We start from the raw sequence: 19,335 nt of genomic DNA on the forward strand, positions 1-19,335 counted from the left end.
AGCCTCAGAGCGCGCCGTAGAGCGTGTTCGAGACAAGCTGTTCGGCCATTCTTAGACCGGTCCGCATCGCACTGGCTGGCAGAGGCACGCTTGGTTTTTCGTGACGGGCGAAGCTCGGGGGCGTGCCAGCATAATGCGCGGTCTCGACCCCAGGCATTGCTGCCAGAGCCTCGACCAGACCGGTAAAGCGACGCCGCACGATGCGGTTCACCGCGAGCTTGCGGCGATTGATCAGTTCGAACGAATGGCTAACGAGGGTGAAGCTGCTTCGGCCGTTGTCGCGCGCATGGTGGATCGCGGCTAGCATTTCAGCGAGAGTGAGTGCGGTAATCTGCGCGTGGCGTTGACCCCCGCCCAGTGCGCCAATGCTGCCGATCGGAACCTCGATGACGCCAAGCCTGGCCACCGGATCGCGATCATCGGGGCCGAGCCCGATGCGGCATGCGCTCGCGGGCAGAGCGGGACAGTGGCTCGAATCATAACCGATTCCGATGGCGGCCAGCGCCCGCAGTGTATCGTCGTTCGCGCCATAATTGCCCGCCCGGAACGCCACCGGTGCAGGCGCACCCGCCGCGATCAGCGTGTCGCGGGCATAGGCGAGCAATTGGCACTGCTCATCGAACCGGAAGTCGGCGATGTTCCGCCCGATGCGCCGCGATGGCAGCGGGTTGGCGCTACCGGCGAGCGCGAGCCATTCGGTGTGGCAATGGAGTTGCACATCCTGCCCGGCATCAAGGATCGGGCCGACAATATCCTCGATCGCGGCGACGCCCCAGATCAGCGCAGGCATCGGATCGACGAAGAACACTGCCTTCTGCCCGTGGCGAGCGAACAATTCGAGCTTGTGGGTGATGCCAGCGGGGCCTTCAGGGGTCAGGCAGGCAATCGAACGGGCATAGTTCTCGGCCCGGTCCGTGTGTCCCGGTCCGGTATAGAGCCCCGAGGAATACTCGGTGTCGATGGTGATGAAGACCTTCGTCATCGCGCACCGACCCATAACGCCAAGGCGTTAATGCAGGGTTGGCCGCCGCCTTCCCGTGCGCGGGGGGGTTAGATCCCGCCGCGCGTCACCTCGTATCCCGCTTCACCAAGACCAGCGACGAGCACTTCGATGCAGGCGTTGAGGTCATCGGCGCTGGTCGAGCGGACCACGAAATTCGCGCCGACCCGGCCTTCGCGGAAGAAGGGATAGGAGCCGATCTGGCAGCTCTCGTGCGCGGCCTCGGTCCGGCGCAGAAGCTCGGCGACCTCGCTTTCGGGGATCCAGCCACCGACCGTTTCGGAGAGCAGCGGCGCGCCGCCTTCGAGCTGGCCGGTGAGCGCATCGAGCATCCCGGCTGTGATGTGGGGAACGCCAGCCATCAGGAACAGGTTGCCGCGGCGGATGCCGGGCGCGCCGGACATGCGGTTGGGGATGAGTTCCGATCCTTCCGGAACGCGGGCCATCCTGAGGCGGCCCTCGTTGAGCCCGCCCCGCGTGGCATAGTAGCGTTCAAGCAGCGCCCGCGCATCGGGGTGGATTACCACCGGAACGCCCAGCGCGGCCGCCACCGCATCGACCGTGATGTCATCATGCGTCGGCCCGATCCCGCCAGTGGTGAACAGGTAATCATAGGCGGCGCGCAGATCGTTCACCGCCGCAACGATGCGCGCTTCGACATCGGGCACCACCCGCACCTCGGCAAGGCGGATGCCCTGGACCTGCAGCCAGCTCGCCACCTGCGCGATGTTCTTGTCGTGGGTGCGGCCGGAGAGGATTTCGTCGCCGATAACGACAAGCCCGGCGGTCCAGATCTTTTCAGGAGAGGTCATGGGGCAAGGTTAGGCGAAGGCGAGCGTAATCGGAAGAGGTTCGTCTCGCTTTCCCCGTTCGCCTCGATTGAAGTCGAAAGGCCCTGGCCTTGTGTCTCTATTTCCCTCGACACGAACGGGGTTTTGCGTGGCTTTACTCAGCTGCCTCAAGCTGCTCGTCGGCCGCGCGGGCATTGGCACCTGCGCGGGTGAAGGTGAGGATGCCGTCGGTCAGCGGATCGTCCTTCATGCGCTTGCGATCGACGACATATTCCTGATTGAGCCGCCACGGGTAGCTGACCGAATTGCGCGGCATGATGTGCTTGCCGCGCTGGATGTATCCGGACGAGAAATCGAACACGTCGTCTTCGACGATCTTCGCTTCGTCTTCTGCCGTCAGTATCGGTGTCGCGATGGTGCTGCCGGTCTTGCGCATATGTTCGAGCACGCGGCACACGTAATCGGAATTGATGTCCGCCCGCAGCGTCCAGCTGGCGTTGAGATAGCCGAACACCACCGCAAGGTTGGGCAGGTTCGAGAACATGCAGCCCTTGTAATAGAACCGCTCGTTGAAGACGACCGGCTCCCCGTCAACCCGCACATCGATCTTGCCTGCCACTGCGAGCTTGAGGCCCGTGGCCGTGACGACGATGTCGGCGGGCAGGAACTGGCCGTCGGTCAGACGCACGCCGCCCTTTTCGAATTTGGCGATGTGGCCAGTGACGACGCTGGCCTTGCCGGCCTTCATCGCGGTGAACAGATCTTCATCGGGCACCAGACACAGGCGCTGCTCCCAGGGATTATAGGGAGGCGTGAAACTCGCCTTGTCGTAATCCGGCCCCAGCGCCCTTTCGATCTTCTTGTAGAGCGCGTCCTTCACCTTCTGCGGATTGTCGCGCGCCACCTTGAAGGTGAAGTCCTGCATCTTGATGTTCTTGAACCGGGTGATCCGGTAGGCGAGGCTCTCGGGCAGGATCTTGCGGAGCGTGTTGGCGATCCAGTCCTTCGCCGGACGGGTGAACATCCAGGTCGGCGTGCGCTGGAGCATCGTGACATGCCCCGCCTCGCGCGCCATCGAGGGCACGATTGTGACGGCGGTCGCGCCTGATCCGATCACCACCACGTTCTTGCCCGCGTAATCGAGATCTTTGGGCCAGAACTGCGGGTGGATCACTTGCCCGTCGAACTCGCCGAAGTCGAAGCCGGGGTCATAGGGTTCGTCGTAATCGTAATAGCCCGAACCGAGGTAGAGGAAGTTCGCGGTCATGTGAGTGCGCGAACCATCGGCCTTTTCCATCTCGACGTGCCAGCGCGCGTCATCGTGATGGAAGTCGGCGCTGATGACCTTGTGGCCGAAGCGGATGTGCTGGCGGATGCCGCGTTCATCCACGATCCGGTCGAGATACTCGAGGATCGCGGGTGCATCGGCGATGCTCTTTTCGTGCCGCCACGGTTCGAAATCGAAGCCGAGGGTGTGCATGTCGCTGTCCGAACGGATGCCGGGGTAGCGGAACAGATCCCACGTGCCGCCGAGATTGTCGCGGCGTTCAACAATCGCATAGCTGTGGTGCGGCGCTTTCATTTCCATGTGCGCGGCCATGCCGATGCCGGAAATCCCGGCACCCACGATCAGCACGTCGAAATCGGGCGGTGTTGCGAGCATGACGGGGCCTCTCTCTCCCTTGTTGACAGCGATGTAATCACAAGCCTCGGCCAAAAGCGAGTCTTGAATGGCAATATGCAACTGACTTTGAGGTGACGCGATGCGGTGCAGGCTATAAGGCGCACCGCATGACCATTCGTGCCCGCTTGCTCGCTTCACTCCCGCTCGCGCTTCTCGCCTCCCCGCTCACCGCGCAGGAGGATGTCGGGGAGGAGGAGCTGGCCGAGGAGATCATCGTCACCGGGCGCGGGCTTGATCCGGCGCTGTCGACCGGGATCTACGCCACCACCTCGCTCGAACGTGATGTGATTGTCGCCAGCCCCTCGGGCCGGATCGAGGATGTGCTGCGCGGGGTCGCGGGGTTCCAGCAGTTCCGCCGCTCGGATAGCCGCTCGTCCAACCCCAGCGCGCAAGGGGTGACGCTGCGCGCGCTGGGCGGCAATGCCACCAGCCGCGCGCTGGTCCTGCTCGACGGGGTGCCGCTGGCCGATCCGTTCTTCGGCTATATTCCGCTCTCCGCCATCGCGCCGGAAATGCTCGGCACCATCCGGGTGACCCGCGGCGGCGGATCGGGGCCGTTCGGCGCAGGCGCGCTGGCGGGCACGATCGAGCTGGAGAGCGTCGAAGCGGGGGCAACCGGTGCGCTGCTGGGAAGCACGGCGCTGAATGATCGTGGCGAGACCGAGCTCTCGGGTGTGCTCACGCAAAGCCTCGGGCGCGGTTTTGCAGTGGCGAGCGGGCGGTGGGACCGCGGGCAGGGGTTCTTCACCACCCCCACCGATCAACGCGTCCCCGCATCGGCTCGCGCCGCATTTGACAGCTGGAATGCCGCGCTTCGGGCTGTCGCTCCGCTCAACGATACGGTCGAATTGCAGGCCCGTGTCGCGACCTTTCGCGATGCCCGCACGCTGCGTTTCAACGGCGCGGATTCGACCAGCGCAGGCGAGGAAGCCTCGATCCGCTTCGTCGGGCGCGGCGATTGGGTGTTCGATGCGCTCGCCTATGTCCAGACGCGCGATTTCTCGAACATCGTCATCTCTTCGACCCGCTTCACCCCGACGCTCGACCAGCGCCGCACGCCTTCCACCGGGATCGGCGGCAAGTTCGAGCTGCGCCCGCCGCTGCTCGAAGGGCACGAAATCCGCATCGGCGCTGATTATCGCCGCGCCGATGGCGAATTGCAGGAAGAGGCGATCAGCGCCGTTACCGGCCGGATCACCGAACGCCGCCGCGCTGGCGGTGCGACCGCCAATCTCGGCCTTTTTGTCGAGGATGACTGGCAGATCGGCCCGGTGCTCTTGAACGGCGGTCTGCGCGCCGATCGCACCAGCATCACCGACGGCTTCTACCGTGCGGCGACGCCTACGGGGAGCCTTGTGGGCGAGGTCATCGCACCTGACCGCACCGACTGGGCGGTAAGCTGGCGCGCCGGGGTGCGGGTCAATGCGACCCGGCGGCTCGATCTGCGCGCGGCGGCCTATACCGGGCTGCGACTGCCGACCCTCAACGAACTCTACCGCCCCTTCGTGGTGTTCCCGGTCGTGACCGAGGCCAACGCCGATCTCGTCAACGAGCGGCTCAAGGGCCATGAAATCGGGTTCGACTGGCAGCCCGTCGATGCCTTGGTGGTGTCGGTCACCGCGTTCGACAACGAGGTCGAGAACGCCATCGCCAACGTCACCATCGCCCCCAACCTGCGCCGCCGCGCGAACCTGCCGGCGATCACGTCGCGCGGGGTTGAGGCGACTGTCGCGGCGAGCGTCGGCAAGGTCAGTATCGAGGGCGCTTTGTCATGGACCGACGCTGACGTGCGGGGCGAGGGTGCCTCATTCGAACTCGATGGCAATCGCCCGGCCCAGACCCCCAAGTTGGCGGCGACACTGACCCTCGCCTGGACGCCGGCGGCTGGCTGGTGGGTAGCCGGGACCCTGCGCCATGTCTCTGCCCAGTTCGAGGATGACCGCGAAACGGATTCGCTTCCCGCAGCGACCACGATCGACGCATTTCTGACCGCGCCGCTCTCTGGAAAGCTCTCGCTAGTGCTGCGCGGCGAAAATCTGACTGACGAGGCCATCGTCACCCGCAACCAGGGCGGATCGATCGATCTCGGCGTTCCGCGCACTATGTGGCTGGGTTTACGTTACGGATTCTGACGCTCCGCAGAAGCGCGAAAGATTGTTTCGCAGCTGATCGCGCAGCCGCATTCATGCTGCGTTGCAACATGTTATGTTGCATTTTTGCTACGGCGGCACAGAACTTTCCCTTCGACTCTTGTTAGGCGGCGAGACACTGATAGGCTTCGCGCTCCAGAGCCAAGTCCGGCGCAAAAAGACCGGCTGGAATGTGGAGAGAGGGAAGACATGACGCGCAAATTTGCAGCCTTTGCTGGCGGCCTGATGGCCTGCAGCTCACTGACCGCCCCGGCCTTTGCCCAGGACAGCGAAACCGCCACCCCCGAAGTCCGGGATGACAATGTCATCATCGTGACCGCGACCCGCCGTGCGCAGGACGTGCAGGACATTCCGCTGGCGGTGACCGCGATTTCGCCGCAGCAGCTGGAAGCCCAGCGCGTGGTCAACATCCAGCAGATCTCAGCGCTCGCTCCCAGCTTTACCGCTAGCCAGGCCCAGCTTGCCTCGGGCTCGGTGGTGCTGCGCGTGCGCGGTATCGGGACAACCTCGAACAACATCGGCTTTGAAAGCGCGGTCGGCATCTTCATCGACGGCGCCTATCAGTCGCGTCCGGGCGTCGCGCTCTCCGAGTTCGTCGATGTCGAGCGCGTTGAAGTGCTGCGCGGCCCGCAGGGCACCCTGTTCGGCCGCAACACCTCGGCTGGTGCGCTCAACGTCACCAACGTCCGTCCGGACGTCACCGAGTTCAGCGGTTTCGTGAACGCGGAATACGGCAACTTCGACGAAAAGAGCCTTCAGGGCGCGATCAACGTGCCGATCGTCAAGGATACGGTCGCGGTGCGCCTCACCGGTGCATGGCGCGAGCGTGACGGCTTCCTCGATGTGGTCAACCGCACCGGCACCAAGATCGGCGAAACCAATACGGCCGACCAGTGGCTGGTCCGCGGCCAGATCGGCTGGGATACCGACAGCGGTCTGCGCGGTCGCATTATCGCCGATTATTCGAAGAGCAAGTCGAGCTGCTGCGGTGCGATCGAGCTCTATCAGTCGCCGCTGGTGACCGGCGGTGCCTATGCTGCGGTTGGCCTTGGCGCCAATGGCGGCAACGGCCAGCCCTATGTCGCCACCGCACCGCGCGATCAGGCCGGGTTCGAACGGGCGATGGACAACCGCACGGTTTCGGCTAACGCCGCGCCGCGCGCCGACATCGACAACTATGGCGTGACCGGCGAGCTTGAATTCCCGCTGTCCGACAGCGCGGACCTGATCTTCATCGGCTCGTACCGCAAGTATCAGAGCTTTGAAGCCTACGATTCCGACTTCACCGGTCTCGATATCTTCAACGTGAGCGGGCTCAACCTCGATCTCGATACCTGGACGGCCGAATTGCGGCTTCAGGGCGATAGCATGGACGGCGCGCTCAACTACATGATCGGCGGGTTCTACTCCGACGAGCAGATCGACCAGTCGGTCAGCTTCGCGCTCGGTGCGGATTATGGCGAGAACGTCGGTGCGCTGCTGTTCGTGCCGACCGGCGGGGCGCTTGGTGCCAACCCGCTGACCGTGTTCACCGGCCTTGATCCGAACGGGACCAGCAACACCAACCGGTTCCAGCAGGATGCCAAGAGCTACGCCGTCTTCAGCCACAACTCGCTCGAGATTACCGACGGGCTCGAACTGACTGTCGGCGCACGCTATTCGTGGGAAGAAAAGTCGGGCGGGTTCAGCCAGACGGCGGTGAACAACCAGATCTGCCCGGCAACGCTGGGCGCACTGGGCGCCATTCCTGAGGCGCTGCGTCCGTCCTTCATCGGGCTGGGCTGCTTCGGCTTCACCGCCCCGGCCAACCTGCCGCAATCGGCAGTGTTGCCGCTGGTTCGCACCTTCCAGACCGACTTCAAGGACGAAGAGCTGATCTACACCGTCAAACTCGGTTACGAGTTCAGCAGCGCAACCAACGCCTATGCCAGCTTCACGCATGGCTATAAGGCGGGTGGTATCAACCTCGATACCACTGCCGCCGTCAACGGCGCCGATCCGCGCTTCCTGTCGGAAGAGGTCGATGCCTATGAAATCGGTCTGAAGAGCAAGCTGTTCGACGATGCGGTGACCCTCAACGTCGCTGCCTTCTACGAAGAGTTCACCAACTTCCAGGTGCTCGAATTCACCGGCACCGCGTTCACAACCTTCAACGTTCCGATCGCCGAAACCCGGGGTGTCGAAATCGAAACGCTGATCCGGCCGAGCCGGGAACTGACTTTCAACGTGTCGGGCACCTTCCTCGAAGCGAGCTACCCCGACGATTGCGATGTCGGTCAGGAAACCACTGTCACCGTGGCCTCGCTGTGCGGCAACGATCTGACCAACGCACCGCAGGTCGTCGCGCTGGTTGGCGGTATGTGGGAAAAGCCGATCAACGATTCGATGGAATTCTTCCTGTCGGGTCAGGTCCGCATGGAAAGCGACCAGCGTACCTCCACGCAGGCGATCGTGCCGCCGACCGTGGCTGCCGGTTCGACCGCGGCACAGGTTCAGGCTGCGGTTGATGCGGCTCCGCTGATCGTTGCCGACGTTCAGGACGGCAAGGCCTTCGTGAACCTGCGTGCGGGTCTGCGCTTCGGCGACGGCGCCTACGCGATCGAAGGCTGGGTCAACAACCTGACCGACGAAGTGGTGCGCGGGGTGACCTTCAACACCACGCTGCGCGGTTCGGGCGCGGTCAACTCGCGTTCGGCCTTCACCCTGCCGCCGCGTCAGTACGGCATCACCCTGCGCGCCAAGTTCTAAGCGCGAAGGGCTCCGGCCAAAACAGAAGGGGCGGCTCGAAAGAGCCGCCCCATTTTTTATCCTTTTGCGCTGAGGGCCGGTCGCGCAAGCGACCGCAAGGCCAAGCGGCCGCTCCGCAGGTGCTCGATCCCGCAGGGATCGAAACGCACCGAGGACGCAGCCGCGGAGGCGGCTGCGCTCACATACCCCGAGCGATCACCATCTTCATGACTTCGTTCGAGCCGCCGAAGATGCGGGTGATGCGGCTGTCGCGGTACATGCGCGCGATCGGGTAATCGTTGATGAAGCCCGCGCCGCCGTGGAATTGCAGGCACTTGTCGACGACTTCGCCCTGCAGCTCGGTCACCCAGTACTTCGCCATGCAGGCCGTCGCGACATCGAGTTCGCCCTTGAGGTGGCGGGCGATGCAGTCGTTGACGAACACGCGCGCGGCGGTGCTGCGGGCCTTGAGGTCGGCCATCACGAACTGCGTGTTCTGGAAATCCCAGATCGTCTGCCCGAAAGCCTTGCGGTTCTTGACATAGTCCATCGTCGTTTCGAGCGCGCGCTCGATCCCGTTGATGGCGCCCACGGCGATGATCAGGCGTTCCTGCGGCAGCTCGCCCATCAGTTGGTAGAAGCCCTTGCCCTCGACCCCGCCCAGCACGTTCTCGGCCGGCACGAACACATTGTCGAAGAACAGCTCGGAAGTGTCCGCCGCGTCGAGCCCGATCTTGTCGAGCTTGCGCCCGCGCTGGAAGCCTTCGGCGCCCTCGGTCTCGAGCAGCATCAGCGAGATGCCCTTGGCGCGTTCGTTGGGATCGGTCTTCGCGACGACGATGATGAAGTCGGCGATCTGGCCGCTCGAGATATAGGTCTTGGACCCGCTGATGCGGTAGCCGTTGCCGTCCTTCACCGCGGTGGTGGTGATCGACTGGAGGTCGGAGCCCACGCCCGGCTCGGTCATGGCGATCGCGCTGACGAGGTCGCCGGAGACGAGGCGGGGGAGGTACTTCTGCTTCTGCTCCTCGGTGCCGTGGCGCACGAGATAGGGCAGGATCACCGTGTTGTGGAGCGAGGCGGCGAACCCATCAACGCCGTGCTTGGCCTGCTGGTCGATCACCACGAGGTCATGACGGAAGTCGCCGCCGTGGCCGCCGTATTCACTCGGCACCGAAACGCCGAGCAGGCCGGCTGCGCCGGCTTCGCGCCAGAACTCGCGTTCGACCTGACCATCTTCGCGCCACTTCTCGACGCGCTTCTGCGGGGCGTGCTGCTGGTAGAACTTGCCGACCGCGTCGGCGAAGATGGCGATTTCCTCGTCTTCCATGAAGGCGGGCTGGGGGACATTGAGGACGGACATTGCTCTTACTCTCCTCGCAATGGTCGGACCCTCTGCCAAGGCTATTGTTCCACGTGGAACATCGGGGCAAGACGGGCCTAAAGGGGGTCTGGACGGGGTCTAAGCGGGTCTGGAGCGGCCCGGGATGCACCCCGCAGCCGCTCCGCGAGACCTTACTTGCCCGTCCAGTTCGGCTTGCGCTTTTCGGCGAAGGCGGCCGCGCCCTCGCGCGCATCGTGGCTGACGAACACCGGACCGATCAGCTGGCCCTGCTTGGCGTAGCGTTCGTCCATCGCCCAGCCGCGCGATTCCTTCACGATCTGCTTCGACACGCGAACGGCGAGCGGGCCATTGGCCGCGATCCGCGCAGCCAGTGCCTTGGCGGCATCAAGCGCCGAACCTTCGGTCACTTCGTTGATCAGGCCGAGCTGGAACGCGCGTGCGGCATCGATGAAGTCGCCGGTCAGCGCCAGCTCCATCGCGACGCGCTGCGGGATCTGGTCGGGCAGCATCATCACGCCGCCGGCCGCCGCCACAAGGCCGCGCTTCACTTCGGGAATGCCGAACTTCGCGCCCGCATGGGCGACCACGAGATCACAAGCGATCATCAGTTCGAGCCCGCCCGCGAGCGCATAGCCTTCCACCGCAGCGATCAGCGGCTTCTTCGGCGGGGCTTCGACCACGCCGCCGAATCCGCGACCCTCAACGGTCGGCCGCTCACCGCGCAGGAAGCCCTTCAGATCCATGCCCGAACAGAAGGTGCCGCCCGCGCCGGTCAGGATGCCGACGCGCAGATCGTCTTCCGCATCCAGCCGGTCCATCGCCGCAGCGATTCCCTCGGCCGCGGCGCGGGTCATCGCGTTCTTGGCATCGGGGCGGTTGATGGTGACGATGAGGACGCCGTCCTCGACCTGGGTCAGCACTTCAGGGGCAGCGGTATCGCTCACAGCTCTCTCTCCTATCGAAAATGTGATTACGTTTCGAAACGCAATTCTTGTGCGAGTGGTGCAGTGGGTTTACGGACGCGTCAACCGCAATTTCGCTAGATCGGAGAGGATCACCATGGCCGAAGCTTACATCATCGACGCTGTCCGCACCCCGCGCGGGATCGGCAAGCAGGGCAAGGGCGCGCTGGCCGCGTGCCACCCGCAGCATCTGGCCGCCACGGTGCTCAAGGCGATCAAGGACCGCAACAACCTCGACACCAAGACCGTCGATGACGTGATCTGGTCGGTCAGCACGCAGGACGGGATGCAGGCGGGCGACATGGGCCGCATGGCCGCGCTCGACGCGGGCTATGATATCACCTCGTCCGGCACCACGCTCGACCGCTTCTGCGGCGGCGGGATCACCAGCGTCGCGCTCGCCGCCGCGCAGGTGATGAGCGGAATGGAAGATTGCGTCGTCGCCGGCGGGACGGAGATGATGAGCCTCACCGCCGCCATGTCGCAGGAGAAGATGCGCGCCGGGATCAAGCCGCCGATGATGGGCAGCTACAACCAGCGTCTCCAGAAGGTGCACCCGCAGTCGCACCAGGGGATTTGCGGCGATGCGATTGCCTCGAAGGAAGGCTTCACCCGCGAAGAGCTCGACGAAGTCGGCTATCGCTCGCAGGTGCGCGCGGCCGAAGCCATCGCCGAAGGCCGCTTCGCCAAATCGGTGGTGCCGGTGGTGGCTGACGATGGCACGGTGCTGCTCGATCACGAGGAATATCCGCGCCCGCAGACCACGATGGAAGACCTCGCCAAGCTGGAGCCGGCCTTCCCCAAGATCGCCGACGTTCCTCTGGACGAGGCTGGCACGACCTTCCGCAAGCTGATCAACCAGAAGTATCCCGATCTCGAGATCAAGCACTTCCACCACGCGGGTAACTCCTCGGGCGTGGTCGATGGCGCCGCTGCGGTGCTGATCACCTCCAAGGCCTATGCCGAAAAGCACGGGTTGAAGCCGCGCGCGCGCATCGTCGCCACCGCCAACATGGGCGATGATCCGACGCTGATGCTCAACGCGCCGGTGCCGGCGGCGAAGAAGGTGCTGGCCAAGGCTGGCCTCACCACCGAGGACATCGATCTTTACGAGATCAACGAGGCTTTCGCCGTCGTCGCCGCAAAGTTCGTGCGCGACCTCGGGCTGAGCTGGGACAACGTCAACGTCAACGGCGGCTCGATTGCGCTGGGTCACCCGATCGGCGCGACTGGTTCGATCCTGATCGGCACGGTCGTGGACGAACTCGAGCGTCGCGGTGGCCGCTATGGCCTCGTCACCATGTGCGCGGCGGGCGGCATGGCTCCGGCGATCATCGTCGAGCGCGTCGACGGCTTCGTCGACTGAGTCTGCACGCATGATCGCTGACACCACGCCCGTCATCGTCGGGGTCGGGCAGTATTCGGAACGGGTCGGAGAGCCCGGTTACGAGGCGCTGTCCTATATGGACCTTGCCGGACGGGCGCTGGGGGCAGCGATTGCGGATTCGGGAGCGAGAGGGGACGTGGCGGGCGCCATCGATACGCTCGCCGCGATCCGCGCCTTCGAAATGTCGCGGCCCGACAGGAAGCCTCCCTTCGGCGCGGCGGATAATGTGCCGCGCGCGATTGCCAAGCGGGTGGGCGCCAATCCGGCGCGCGCGATCCTCACCACCACCGGCGGGCAGACTAACCAGCAATTGGTGGGCGAATTCGCCACGGCGATTGCGGCGGGGGACAGCCAATGTGCGGTGATCGTCGGCTCCGAGGCGATCTCGACCGTGCTGGCGCTCTCGGCCAAGGGCGAAATCCCCGACTGGTCGGAAGCCATCGGCGGCGAGTTCGAGGATCAGGGCTTCGGGGTCGAGGAACTGCTCGAGCCAGTGCTGTTCATGCACGGCGCGAGCGGGGCGATCCCGCTCTATGCGCTCGCGGAGAATGCGCGGCGGCACAAGCTGGGCATGGGGCTGGAGGAATACCGCCTCGAAATCGGCAAGCTGTTTGCGCCTTTCACGCGGGTCGCGGCGGCGAACCCGCACTCGGCAGCGCCCGTCGAGCGCACGGCTGAGGAACTCGCCACCGTTACCGATCGCAACCGCATCGTGGCCGAACCCTATCCGCGCATGACTGTGGCGCGCGATCAGGTGAACCAGGCCGCCGCGATCATCGTCGCTTCGGCGGGGCTGGCGCGGGCGCTGGGCGTGCCGGAAGACAAGTGGGTGCACATCCACGCCGTCACCGCCGCGACCGAGCTGAAGCTGTCGCAGCGGCCCGATCTGTCGGCCAACCCGGCCTCGCTCGGTTCTGTCGATGCGGCGCTGGCGCGGGCGGGCAAGTCGATTGCCGACATGCGCTACATTGACTTCTATTCGTGCTTCGCGATCCCCGTCTTCAACCAGTGCGACCACTTCGGCCTGTCGGCGGATGACCCGCGCGGGCTGACGCTGACGGGGGGCCTGCCGTTCTTCGGCGGGGCGGGGAACAACTACTCGGCCCACGCCATCGCCGAGGCGGTGCAGCGGGTGCGCGGCGACCGGGGCGGCTTCGCGCTGGTCGGTGCCAACGGCGGCTGGATGAGCAAATATGCCACCGGCATCTATTCGACGGAAGCCGCAGACTGGAGCGCGAACGATCGCTTCGCCGTGCTCCCCAAGGCGACCGACAAGGTGCCGCTCGCCAAGGAGCCGGTGGCGAGCGCGGTGGTCGAGACCTACACCATCAACCGCGGCCCCAAGGGTGCCGAGGCGATCTTCATCGGCCGCTCGGACGCGGGCGAGCGGGTGGTGGGCAATGCCGATCTGACCGACGCGGCCACGGCAGAGGCCTTCGAAAGCGGCGAACCTTTCGGCAAGCGGCTCGCCCTGACGCAGGACGAGCGCGGGCGGACTGTCGGGCGGCTTAGCGTCTAGAACCGCCCAGAAAGTCCAGCGCGTCGAAGCCTTCGGGCGCGGCCACTTCCACGATGGGATCATCCCGGTCGTCGAACTCGGTCCTGAGCGCGCGGCTCATGATCGCGTGCATATGATAAAGGCAGGTAATGTAGGTCAGCTCGAGGATTTCCTCGTCGCTGAACGCCGCCTTCAATTCCGCGAACAGCGCATCGGGCACGCGCCCGCCGTGGCACACCAGCCGGTCGGCATAGGCGAGCACCAGCCGCTCCTTCGCGTCGAACACGTCCGATGCCTGCCACACCGGAAGGGCTGCGATCTTGGCCTCGCTCACGCCCAGCCCGCGCAGGGACTTGCAGTGCTGCGAGAACACGAATTGCGATCCGGTCGCCCACCCCGCCCAGGTCTGGCCGAGTTCGCGCAAAGCCGGATCGAGCTTGCGTGCGGGCGAGCGGTAATAGGCGAAGCCCTGCGCCGCGTGGCGGAGCGTATCGGGCGAAAGCGCGAACACGCTCCACCAGTCGCCGCGCGTGCCGGTGGCGGTGCCGGGTTCGCTCACCGGATCGCGATCCCCGAACAGCTGGGTGTAGAGCGGCAGGGCGACCTTCTCGTCCGCCTCGGCGCGGGGAACTTCGCGCAGGCGCGGCATCAGGCGGGCTCCGCTGCGGTGGCAGGCGCGTGGCGCACATCCTCCGGCCCAAAGGCGCGGGTGGTGGCGGCGAATTCGAGCATGATCCCGTTGGGATCGGTGAAATAGACCGAGCGCACGAACACGCCCTCGTGCGTCTCCCTCGCATAGCCCGAGGGGCTGTCGTCGTGGTTGAACACCATGTGGGTGTGCGGCACGCCCGCTTCCTGCAACCGGTCGAGCGCGGCTTCCAGTTCGGCCTCGTCCATGTTGAAGGCGAGGTGGTTCATCGATCCGACGGCGGTCTTGGCGTCGAACGGGAACTTCCTGACCGAAGCGATCCCCGGTGCGGCGGGCGGGCCATCCGCCTACCAGAAGAACGCCACCGCATTGCCCCCGCCGCAATCGAAGAAGAAGTGCTGCCCGCCGCCCGGCAGCTCGACTGTCTTGAACAGCGGCATCCCCAGCACTTCGGTGTAGAACCGGGTGGTTTCCGCCATGTCGCGGCACACCAGCGCGATGTGGTTGATCCCGCTCGTTCGTATCATCGCCTCTCTCCCTCAAGCGCAAATCTGCCCTGATCGCGCGCGGCTGGCAATCGCTTGCGCGAATCGGCCTTTTCAGGTAGATGGTTTCAATTGAAACTATCTCGCCAGCGGGGACTGACACGATGAACGCGCCCACAAAAGACCTGTTCGACAACCCGATCGGCCTCGACGGGTTCGAATTCGTCGAGTTCTGCGCGCCGGAAAAGGGCGTGCTCGAACCGGTGTTCGAAGCGATGGGCTTCACCCGCGTCGCGCAGCACCGTTCGAAGGACGTGCACCTGTGGCGTCAAGGCGGCATCAACCTCATCGCCAATTACGAACCGCGCAGCGCCGCATGGTACTTCGCGCGCGAACATGGTGCTTCGGCCTGCGGCATGGCCTTCCGCGTGCGCGATGCGGCCAAGGCCTATGACACGCTGATCGCCCGCGGGGCCGAACCCGTCGCTGTCCAGACTGGCGTGATGGAGCTGCGTATCCCTGCCATCCGCGGCATCGGCGGGGCGATCCTCTATCTGGTCGACCGCTATGAGGGTGCAGCAACCGGCAAACGCCTCACCATCTACGACATCGATTTCGATTACCTGCCGGGCGTCGACAAGCACCCCGTCGGCGCAGGCTTCCACACCATCGATCACCTCACCCACAACGTCTACACCGGGCGGATGAAGTACTGGGCCGATTACTACGAGACCCTGTTCAACTTCCGCGAGATCCGCTTCTTCGACATCAAGGGCGAATATACCGGCCTCACCTCCAAGGCGCTGACCGCGCCCGACGGCAAGATCCGCATCCCGCTCAATGAGGAAGGCGAAGGCGGCAAGGGCCAGATCGAGGAATTCCTGCGCGCCTTCAACGGCGAGGGCATCCAGCACATCGCGCTGATCTGCGATGATCTGGTCGCCTGCTGGGACCGCCTGCAAAAGCTCGGCGTGCCCTTCATGACCGCGCCGCCTGCGACCTATTACGCGATGCTCGACGAACGTCTGCCGGGCCACGGCGAGAACGTTGATGCGCTCAAGATGCGCGGCATTCTGCTCGATGGCACCACCGACGGCGGCAGCCCGCGCCTGCTCCTGCAAATCTTCGCGCAGGCGCAGGTCGGTCCGGTGTTCTTCGAATTCATCCAGCGCAAGGGCGACGAAGGCTTCGGCGAAGGCAACTTCAAGGCCTTGTTCGAAAGCATGGAGCGCGACCAGATCCTGCGCGGCGTGCTGGAAGTCGAGGAGCCGGCCCAATGACCCACCCCGTAGCCCTGTCAGGCATCCACCACGCCGCCTATCGCTGCAAGGACGCGAAGGAGACCGTGGAGTGGTACGCCCGTGTGCTCGGCATGACCTACACCACCGCCTTTGCAGAGGATCACGTGCCCTCGACCGGCGAGTATGATCCCTACATGCACATCTTCCTCGATGCGGGGAACGGCAACATCCTCGCCTTCTTCGAACTGCCCAACCAGCCGGAGATGGGGAAGGACCCGAACACCCCGGCCTGGGTGCAGCACCTCGCGCTGAAGGTGCCGTCCGAGGAGGCGCTGCTGGCGGCCAAGGCGCATGTCGAGGCGCAAGGCATCGACGTGCTCGGCCCGACGCATCACGGCATCTTCAAGTCAATCTACTTCTTCGACCCCAACGGCCACCGCGTCGAACTCGCCGCCGATATCGGCACGGCGGAGCAATATGAAGAGCTTGCCCGCGTCGCGCCGGTGATGCTGGAAGAGTGGTCGCAGACCAAGAAAGCCCCGCGCCACGCCGACTGGCTCCACGAAATCGCCCGCGCGGAGCATGCGGCGAAGGCCTGAGGCGTGCCTTTTTGATCTGACGCAAAGCGCACCTGTGCCGACTCCATCACCTTGGCATCAACCAAGGGGGGATTCGGTCCATGCGCATTCTGTTCGTTCATCCCAATTACCGTTCCGGCGGGGCCGAGATCGCGGGCACGTGGCCGCCCGCGTGGGTCGCCTATCTCTCCGGCCCGCTGAAGCGCGCCGGGTTCACCGACATCACCTTCATCGATGCGATGACCGAGGGGCTTTCGGACGAGGAGCTGGCCGAGCGGATGGCCGCGCTTCAGCCCGATGTGGTCGGCACCACCGCAATCACCCCTTCAATCTATGCGGCCGAGCGTGTGCTCGAAGTCGCGGCCCTGACCGTGCCGAAGGCGGTGCGGGTGCTCGGCGGCATCCATGCGACCTTCATGTATGCGCAGGTCCTCGCCGAAGCGCCGCATATCGACGTGATCGTGCGCGGCGAGGGCGAGGAGATCGCGGTCGAACTCTTTACGGCGATCAAGGAAGGCCGCTGGCCTAAGGCCGCCCGCAGCATCAAGGGCCTCGCCTTCCGTGAAGGCGACACAGTTGTTGCCACCGAGGCCGCCGACACGATCAAGGACATGGGTTCTATCAAGCCCGATTGGGACGTGCTCGATTGGAACCAGTACACCTACATCCCCTTGGGCACCCGGGTCGCCATCCCCAACCTCGCGCGCGGCTGCCCCTTCACCTGCTCGTTCTGCTCGCAATGGAAGTTCTGGCGCGATTACCGCGTGCGCGACCCCAAGGATGTGGTCGACGAAATTCAGGAGCTTCACGAAAAGCACGGTGTCGGCTTCTTCATCCTCGCCGACGAGGAACCGACCATCAACCGCAAGGCCTTCATCAAGTTCTGTCAGGAACTGATTGATCGTGGTCTGCCCGACAAGGTGAAGTGGGGGATCAACACCCGCGTCACCGATATCTACCGCGACAAGGAATTGCTGCCCTTCTACCGCAAGGCGGGCCTTGTCCATGTCAGCCTCGGCACCGAAGCGGCGGCGCAGATGAAGCTCGACCGCTTCAACAAGGAAACCAAGGTCGAGGAGAACAAGCAGGCGATCAAGCTGCTGCGCGATGCCGATATCTTCGTGGAAGCGCAATTCATTGTCGGTCTGGACAACGAGACCCCCGAGACGCTCGAGGAAACCTATCGCATGGCGTGGGACTGGCAGCCCGATCTCGCCAATTGGGCGATGTACACGCCGTGGCCCTATACCCCGCTGTTCGAGACGCTGAAGGACCAGGTCGAGGTCCACGATTTCAGCAAGTACAACTTCGTCACCCCGATCATGAAGCCCGCAGCGATGGAGCGCGGGGAACTGCTCAACGGCGTGATGAAGAACTACCGCCGGTTCTATATGCAGAAGGCGCTGTTCCACTATCCGTGGCGCGGTACCGGGTTCCGGCGGCGCTATCTGCTGGGATGCCTGTGGGCCTTCCTGCGCGCTGGCTTCAAGCGGACGTTCTACGATCTCGGCAAGGCGGGCTACTGGGGGCCGCAGACCGCGAAGAAGGTCGAATTCCACTTCGACGAAAGCCGCGCTGCCGCAATCGATGCGGCGAGCGACTGGGAAACCGCTGCCGATCGCGCCGCGCAGGCGCAGGAACGCCGCGAGGCAGTGCGCGAGCAGATGAAGCAGCGGGGTGAAGAGCGCCGGCGGGATCGGATCGATGTCTAATGAGACGCGCATCCGTGGCCGTCGCCGGTCAGGCGCGCTGATCGGGCCGAACGCGATCCTGCAGGCTGTGGCGGTGATGGAGGAGCTGCTCGGCAAGGCCGAAACTCGCGCCATCCTCGTCGATGCGCAAATCCATTCGCTGCCATCGGGCGAACATATGATCCCCGAGGTGCAGGCGCTCAGGCTCCACCGCTGGCTCGCGCTGCACGCGCCGATGGGGGCGCTGGATATTGCCGAACAGGCGGGGGAGCGCACGGCGGACTATATCATCGCGCACCGCATCCCGCGCGCGGCCGCGTGGCTGCTGCGCCGCCTACCCGCATCGCTTGCGGCGCCGCTGCTGATGGCGGCGATCCGGCAGCATGCCTGGACCTTCATCGGGGCCGGGGTCTTCACGCCGCAGGGCGCATGGCGCTTCACCATCGATCGCAGCGCGGCCGGTGATCCGATGATGCCGCCTGACAGCCTGTTCCGCTGGTATGCGGCGGTGTTCACCCGGCTTTACCGTGAACTGGTAGCGGCGGACTGCACCTGCCGCATGATCGAACCCGGCGCGCCCTGCGATCCCGCGCGCGCCTATCGGATCAGCCGGAGTTAGCGTCCGCCGCGCTCTTTGCGCTCCGTTTCGCGCTTCTGTTTGAGCATTTCGGCGAGATCGACGACCTCGGCACGGGCGCGCATCCACATGATGCCGCCCACGGTCCAGAACAGCATTCCGCCGATGAACAGCGCCATGCCTTTGGCAAAGCCCGGCCCCCCGGCGTGCGCGGCGGAATAGCCGTCGAACCACACCAGCAGCGGTACCAGCAGCGCCATCCACACGGCAAACTGCGTCCAGCCCTTCACGCCGCGCGGAGTGATGGTGAAGCTGAACGCGCTCTTGCGGTAGAGCACGAAGGGTTTGTCTTCTTCACGCATTGCTGTCTCCTTCGCCGCCTGACCCCGGCGGGCGTCCGCGCTTTGGGGCCGTGCTGCGCGCCACCTTCACCCCGCGCCGGCTGAGCGCCTCGCGCAGCAGCACCTCGATCTCGGCATTCACGCTGCGCAGCTCGGCATCGGCGAGCCGCTGGACCGCATCGTGCAGCGCCGGATCGAGGCGCAGGGGGAAGGCTTTCTTGGCGGGCAT

General features: G+C 64.9%; 18 protein-coding genes. 8 read left to right on the forward strand and 10 right to left on the reverse strand.

Features of this window, described 5'->3' with window-relative positions:
• Positions 1–4 precede the first annotated feature (4 nt).
• The 3 genes from BG023_RS03770 to BG023_RS03780 all read right to left on the reverse strand — a co-directional run bounded on the left by BG023_RS03770 (position 5) and on the right by BG023_RS03780 (position 3,454).
• On the reverse strand, positions 5–982 hold the full coding sequence (locus tag BG023_RS03770; protein WP_069309281.1) for a polysaccharide deacetylase family protein: 978 nt from the start codon (positions 980–982) through the stop codon (positions 5–7).
• A gap of 68 nt (positions 983–1,050) precedes the next feature.
• Positions 1,051–1,812 (reverse strand): competence/damage-inducible protein A, encoded by a 762-nt coding sequence (locus tag BG023_RS03775; RefSeq protein WP_069309282.1) that lies wholly within the window; start codon positions 1,810–1,812, stop codon positions 1,051–1,053.
• A gap of 133 nt (positions 1,813–1,945) precedes the next feature.
• A complete protein-coding gene (locus BG023_RS03780; RefSeq protein WP_069309283.1) occupies positions 1,946–3,454 on the reverse strand; it encodes a flavin-containing monooxygenase in 1,509 nt (502 codons plus the stop codon).
• Positions 3,455–3,582: 128 nt separating this feature from the next.
• Between BG023_RS03780 and BG023_RS03785 the strand changes: the two genes are divergently transcribed.
• Positions 3,583–5,607, forward strand: a complete 2,025-nt coding sequence (locus BG023_RS03785; RefSeq protein ID WP_069311101.1) for a TonB-dependent receptor — start codon at positions 3,583–3,585, stop codon at positions 5,605–5,607.
• Between the two features lie 207 nt (positions 5,608–5,814).
• The gene (locus tag BG023_RS03790) at positions 5,815–8,373 is read left to right on the forward strand and encodes a TonB-dependent receptor (protein ID WP_233993068.1); all 2,559 of its coding nucleotides are present in this window, start codon (positions 5,815–5,817) and stop codon (positions 8,371–8,373) included.
• A 178-nt stretch (positions 8,374–8,551) separates the two neighbouring features.
• Here BG023_RS03790 and BG023_RS03795 read toward each other — a convergent pair whose 3' ends face one another.
• Positions 8,552–9,715 (reverse strand): acyl-CoA dehydrogenase family protein, encoded by a 1,164-nt coding sequence (locus BG023_RS03795; protein ID WP_069309284.1) that lies wholly within the window; start codon positions 9,713–9,715, stop codon positions 8,552–8,554.
• A gap of 152 nt (positions 9,716–9,867) precedes the next feature.
• Entirely contained in the window at positions 9,868–10,641 is a 774-nt protein-coding gene (locus BG023_RS03800) for a crotonase/enoyl-CoA hydratase family protein (protein ID WP_069309285.1), read from the reverse strand.
• 115 nt (positions 10,642–10,756) lie between these two features.
• Between BG023_RS03800 and BG023_RS03805 the strand changes: the two genes are divergently transcribed.
• Together BG023_RS03805 and BG023_RS03810 are read left to right on the forward strand one after the other, a co-directional pair.
• Positions 10,757–12,025, forward strand: coding sequence for an acetyl-CoA C-acetyltransferase (locus BG023_RS03805; RefSeq protein WP_069309286.1), 1,269 nt, complete (start codon positions 10,757–10,759; stop codon positions 12,023–12,025).
• 10 nt (positions 12,026–12,035) lie between these two features.
• Positions 12,036–13,565: an acetyl-CoA acetyltransferase gene (locus tag BG023_RS03810; protein ID WP_069309287.1), complete on the forward strand. Its 1,530-nt coding sequence runs from the start codon at positions 12,036–12,038 to the stop codon at positions 13,563–13,565.
• Here BG023_RS03810 and BG023_RS03815 read toward each other — a convergent pair.
• From BG023_RS03815 to BG023_RS15175, 3 genes are all read right to left on the reverse strand, one after another.
• The gene (locus BG023_RS03815) at positions 13,555–14,193 is read right to left on the reverse strand and encodes a carboxymuconolactone decarboxylase family protein (RefSeq protein WP_069309288.1); all 639 of its coding nucleotides are present in this window, start codon (positions 14,191–14,193) and stop codon (positions 13,555–13,557) included. The genes BG023_RS03810 and BG023_RS03815 overlap by 11 nt on opposite strands.
• Complete coding sequence (locus BG023_RS15170; protein WP_199797152.1) at positions 14,193–14,462, reverse strand: VOC family protein; 270 nt, start codon at positions 14,460–14,462, stop codon at positions 14,193–14,195. Before BG023_RS15170 ends, BG023_RS03815 begins: the two co-directional genes overlap by 1 nt.
• 78 nt (positions 14,463–14,540) lie before the next feature.
• Entirely contained in the window at positions 14,541–14,720 is a 180-nt protein-coding gene (locus tag BG023_RS15175; RefSeq protein ID WP_199797153.1) for a VOC family protein, read from the reverse strand.
• A 122-nt stretch (positions 14,721–14,842) separates the two neighbouring features.
• Between BG023_RS15175 and hppD the strand changes: the two genes are divergently transcribed.
• From hppD to bchJ, 4 genes are all read left to right on the forward strand, one after another.
• On the forward strand, positions 14,843–15,958 hold the full coding sequence (gene hppD, locus BG023_RS03825) for a 4-hydroxyphenylpyruvate dioxygenase (protein ID WP_069309289.1): 1,116 nt from the start codon (positions 14,843–14,845) through the stop codon (positions 15,956–15,958).
• Positions 15,955–16,518, forward strand: coding sequence for a VOC family protein (locus BG023_RS03830; protein WP_069309290.1), 564 nt, complete (start codon positions 15,955–15,957; stop codon positions 16,516–16,518). Before hppD ends, BG023_RS03830 begins: the two co-directional genes overlap by 4 nt.
• An 80-nt stretch (positions 16,519–16,598) precedes the next feature.
• Positions 16,599–18,209 carry a magnesium-protoporphyrin IX monomethyl ester anaerobic oxidative cyclase gene (gene bchE / locus BG023_RS03835; protein ID WP_069309291.1) on the forward strand — a complete coding sequence of 537 codons (1,611 nt, stop codon included), beginning with the start codon at positions 16,599–16,601 and terminating at the stop codon, positions 18,207–18,209.
• Positions 18,202–18,807, forward strand: a complete 606-nt coding sequence (gene bchJ, locus BG023_RS03840; protein WP_150122778.1) for a bacteriochlorophyll 4-vinyl reductase — start codon at positions 18,202–18,204, stop codon at positions 18,805–18,807. Before bchE ends, bchJ begins: the two co-directional genes overlap by 8 nt.
• Here the strand turns inward: bchJ and BG023_RS03845 are convergent.
• Together BG023_RS03845 and BG023_RS03850 are read right to left on the reverse strand one after the other, a co-directional pair.
• Positions 18,804–19,127 (reverse strand): hypothetical protein, encoded by a 324-nt coding sequence (locus BG023_RS03845; protein WP_069309293.1) that lies wholly within the window; start codon positions 19,125–19,127, stop codon positions 18,804–18,806. The two genes, bchJ and BG023_RS03845, sit on opposite strands and share 4 nt — an antisense overlap.
• On the reverse strand, positions 19,120–19,335 hold the full coding sequence (locus BG023_RS03850) for an Arc family DNA-binding protein (protein ID WP_069309294.1): 216 nt from the start codon (positions 19,333–19,335) through the stop codon (positions 19,120–19,122). The genes BG023_RS03845 and BG023_RS03850 overlap by 8 nt, the downstream gene beginning before the upstream one ends.

The organism is Porphyrobacter sp. LM 6 (genome assembly GCF_001720465.1).
Classification (GTDB): Bacteria; Pseudomonadota; Alphaproteobacteria; order Sphingomonadales; family Sphingomonadaceae; genus Erythrobacter.

Bases quoted from the DNA above. Each gene is read 5' to 3' on its own strand.
- BG023_RS03770 (WP_069309281.1), bottom strand. From the start codon at position 982: ATGACGAAGGTCTTCATCACCATCGACACCGAGTATTCCTCGGGGCTC.
- BG023_RS03775 (WP_069309282.1), bottom strand. From the start codon at position 1,812: ATGACCTCTCCTGAAAAGATCTGGACCGCCGGGCTTGTCGTTATCGGC.
- BG023_RS03780 (WP_069309283.1), bottom strand. From the start codon at position 3,454: ATGCTCGCAACACCGCCCGATTTCGACGTGCTGATCGTGGGTGCCGGG.
- BG023_RS03785 (WP_069311101.1), top strand. From the start codon at position 3,583: ATGACCATTCGTGCCCGCTTGCTCGCTTCACTCCCGCTCGCGCTTCTC.
- BG023_RS03790 (WP_233993068.1), top strand. From the start codon at position 5,815: ATGACGCGCAAATTTGCAGCCTTTGCTGGCGGCCTGATGGCCTGCAGC.
- BG023_RS03795 (WP_069309284.1), bottom strand. From the start codon at position 9,715: ATGTCCGTCCTCAATGTCCCCCAGCCCGCCTTCATGGAAGACGAGGAA.
- BG023_RS03805 (WP_069309286.1), top strand. From the start codon at position 10,757: ATGGCCGAAGCTTACATCATCGACGCTGTCCGCACCCCGCGCGGGATC.
- BG023_RS03810 (WP_069309287.1), top strand. From the start codon at position 12,036: ATGATCGCTGACACCACGCCCGTCATCGTCGGGGTCGGGCAGTATTCG.
- BG023_RS03815 (WP_069309288.1), bottom strand. From the start codon at position 14,193: ATGCCGCGCCTGCGCGAAGTTCCCCGCGCCGAGGCGGACGAGAAGGTC.
- BG023_RS15170 (WP_199797152.1), bottom strand. From the start codon at position 14,462: ATGAACCACCTCGCCTTCAACATGGACGAGGCCGAACTGGAAGCCGCG.
- BG023_RS15175 (WP_199797153.1), bottom strand. From the start codon at position 14,720: ATGATACGAACGAGCGGGATCAACCACATCGCGCTGGTGTGCCGCGAC.
- hppD (WP_069309289.1), top strand. From the start codon at position 14,843: ATGAACGCGCCCACAAAAGACCTGTTCGACAACCCGATCGGCCTCGAC.
- BG023_RS03830 (WP_069309290.1), top strand. From the start codon at position 15,955: ATGACCCACCCCGTAGCCCTGTCAGGCATCCACCACGCCGCCTATCGC.
- bchE (WP_069309291.1), top strand. From the start codon at position 16,599: ATGCGCATTCTGTTCGTTCATCCCAATTACCGTTCCGGCGGGGCCGAG.
- bchJ (WP_150122778.1), top strand. From the start codon at position 18,202: ATGTCTAATGAGACGCGCATCCGTGGCCGTCGCCGGTCAGGCGCGCTG.
- BG023_RS03845 (WP_069309293.1), bottom strand. From the start codon at position 19,127: ATGCGTGAAGAAGACAAACCCTTCGTGCTCTACCGCAAGAGCGCGTTC.
- BG023_RS03850 (WP_069309294.1), bottom strand. From the start codon at position 19,335: ATGCCCGCCAAGAAAGCCTTCCCCCTGCGCCTCGATCCGGCGCTGCAC.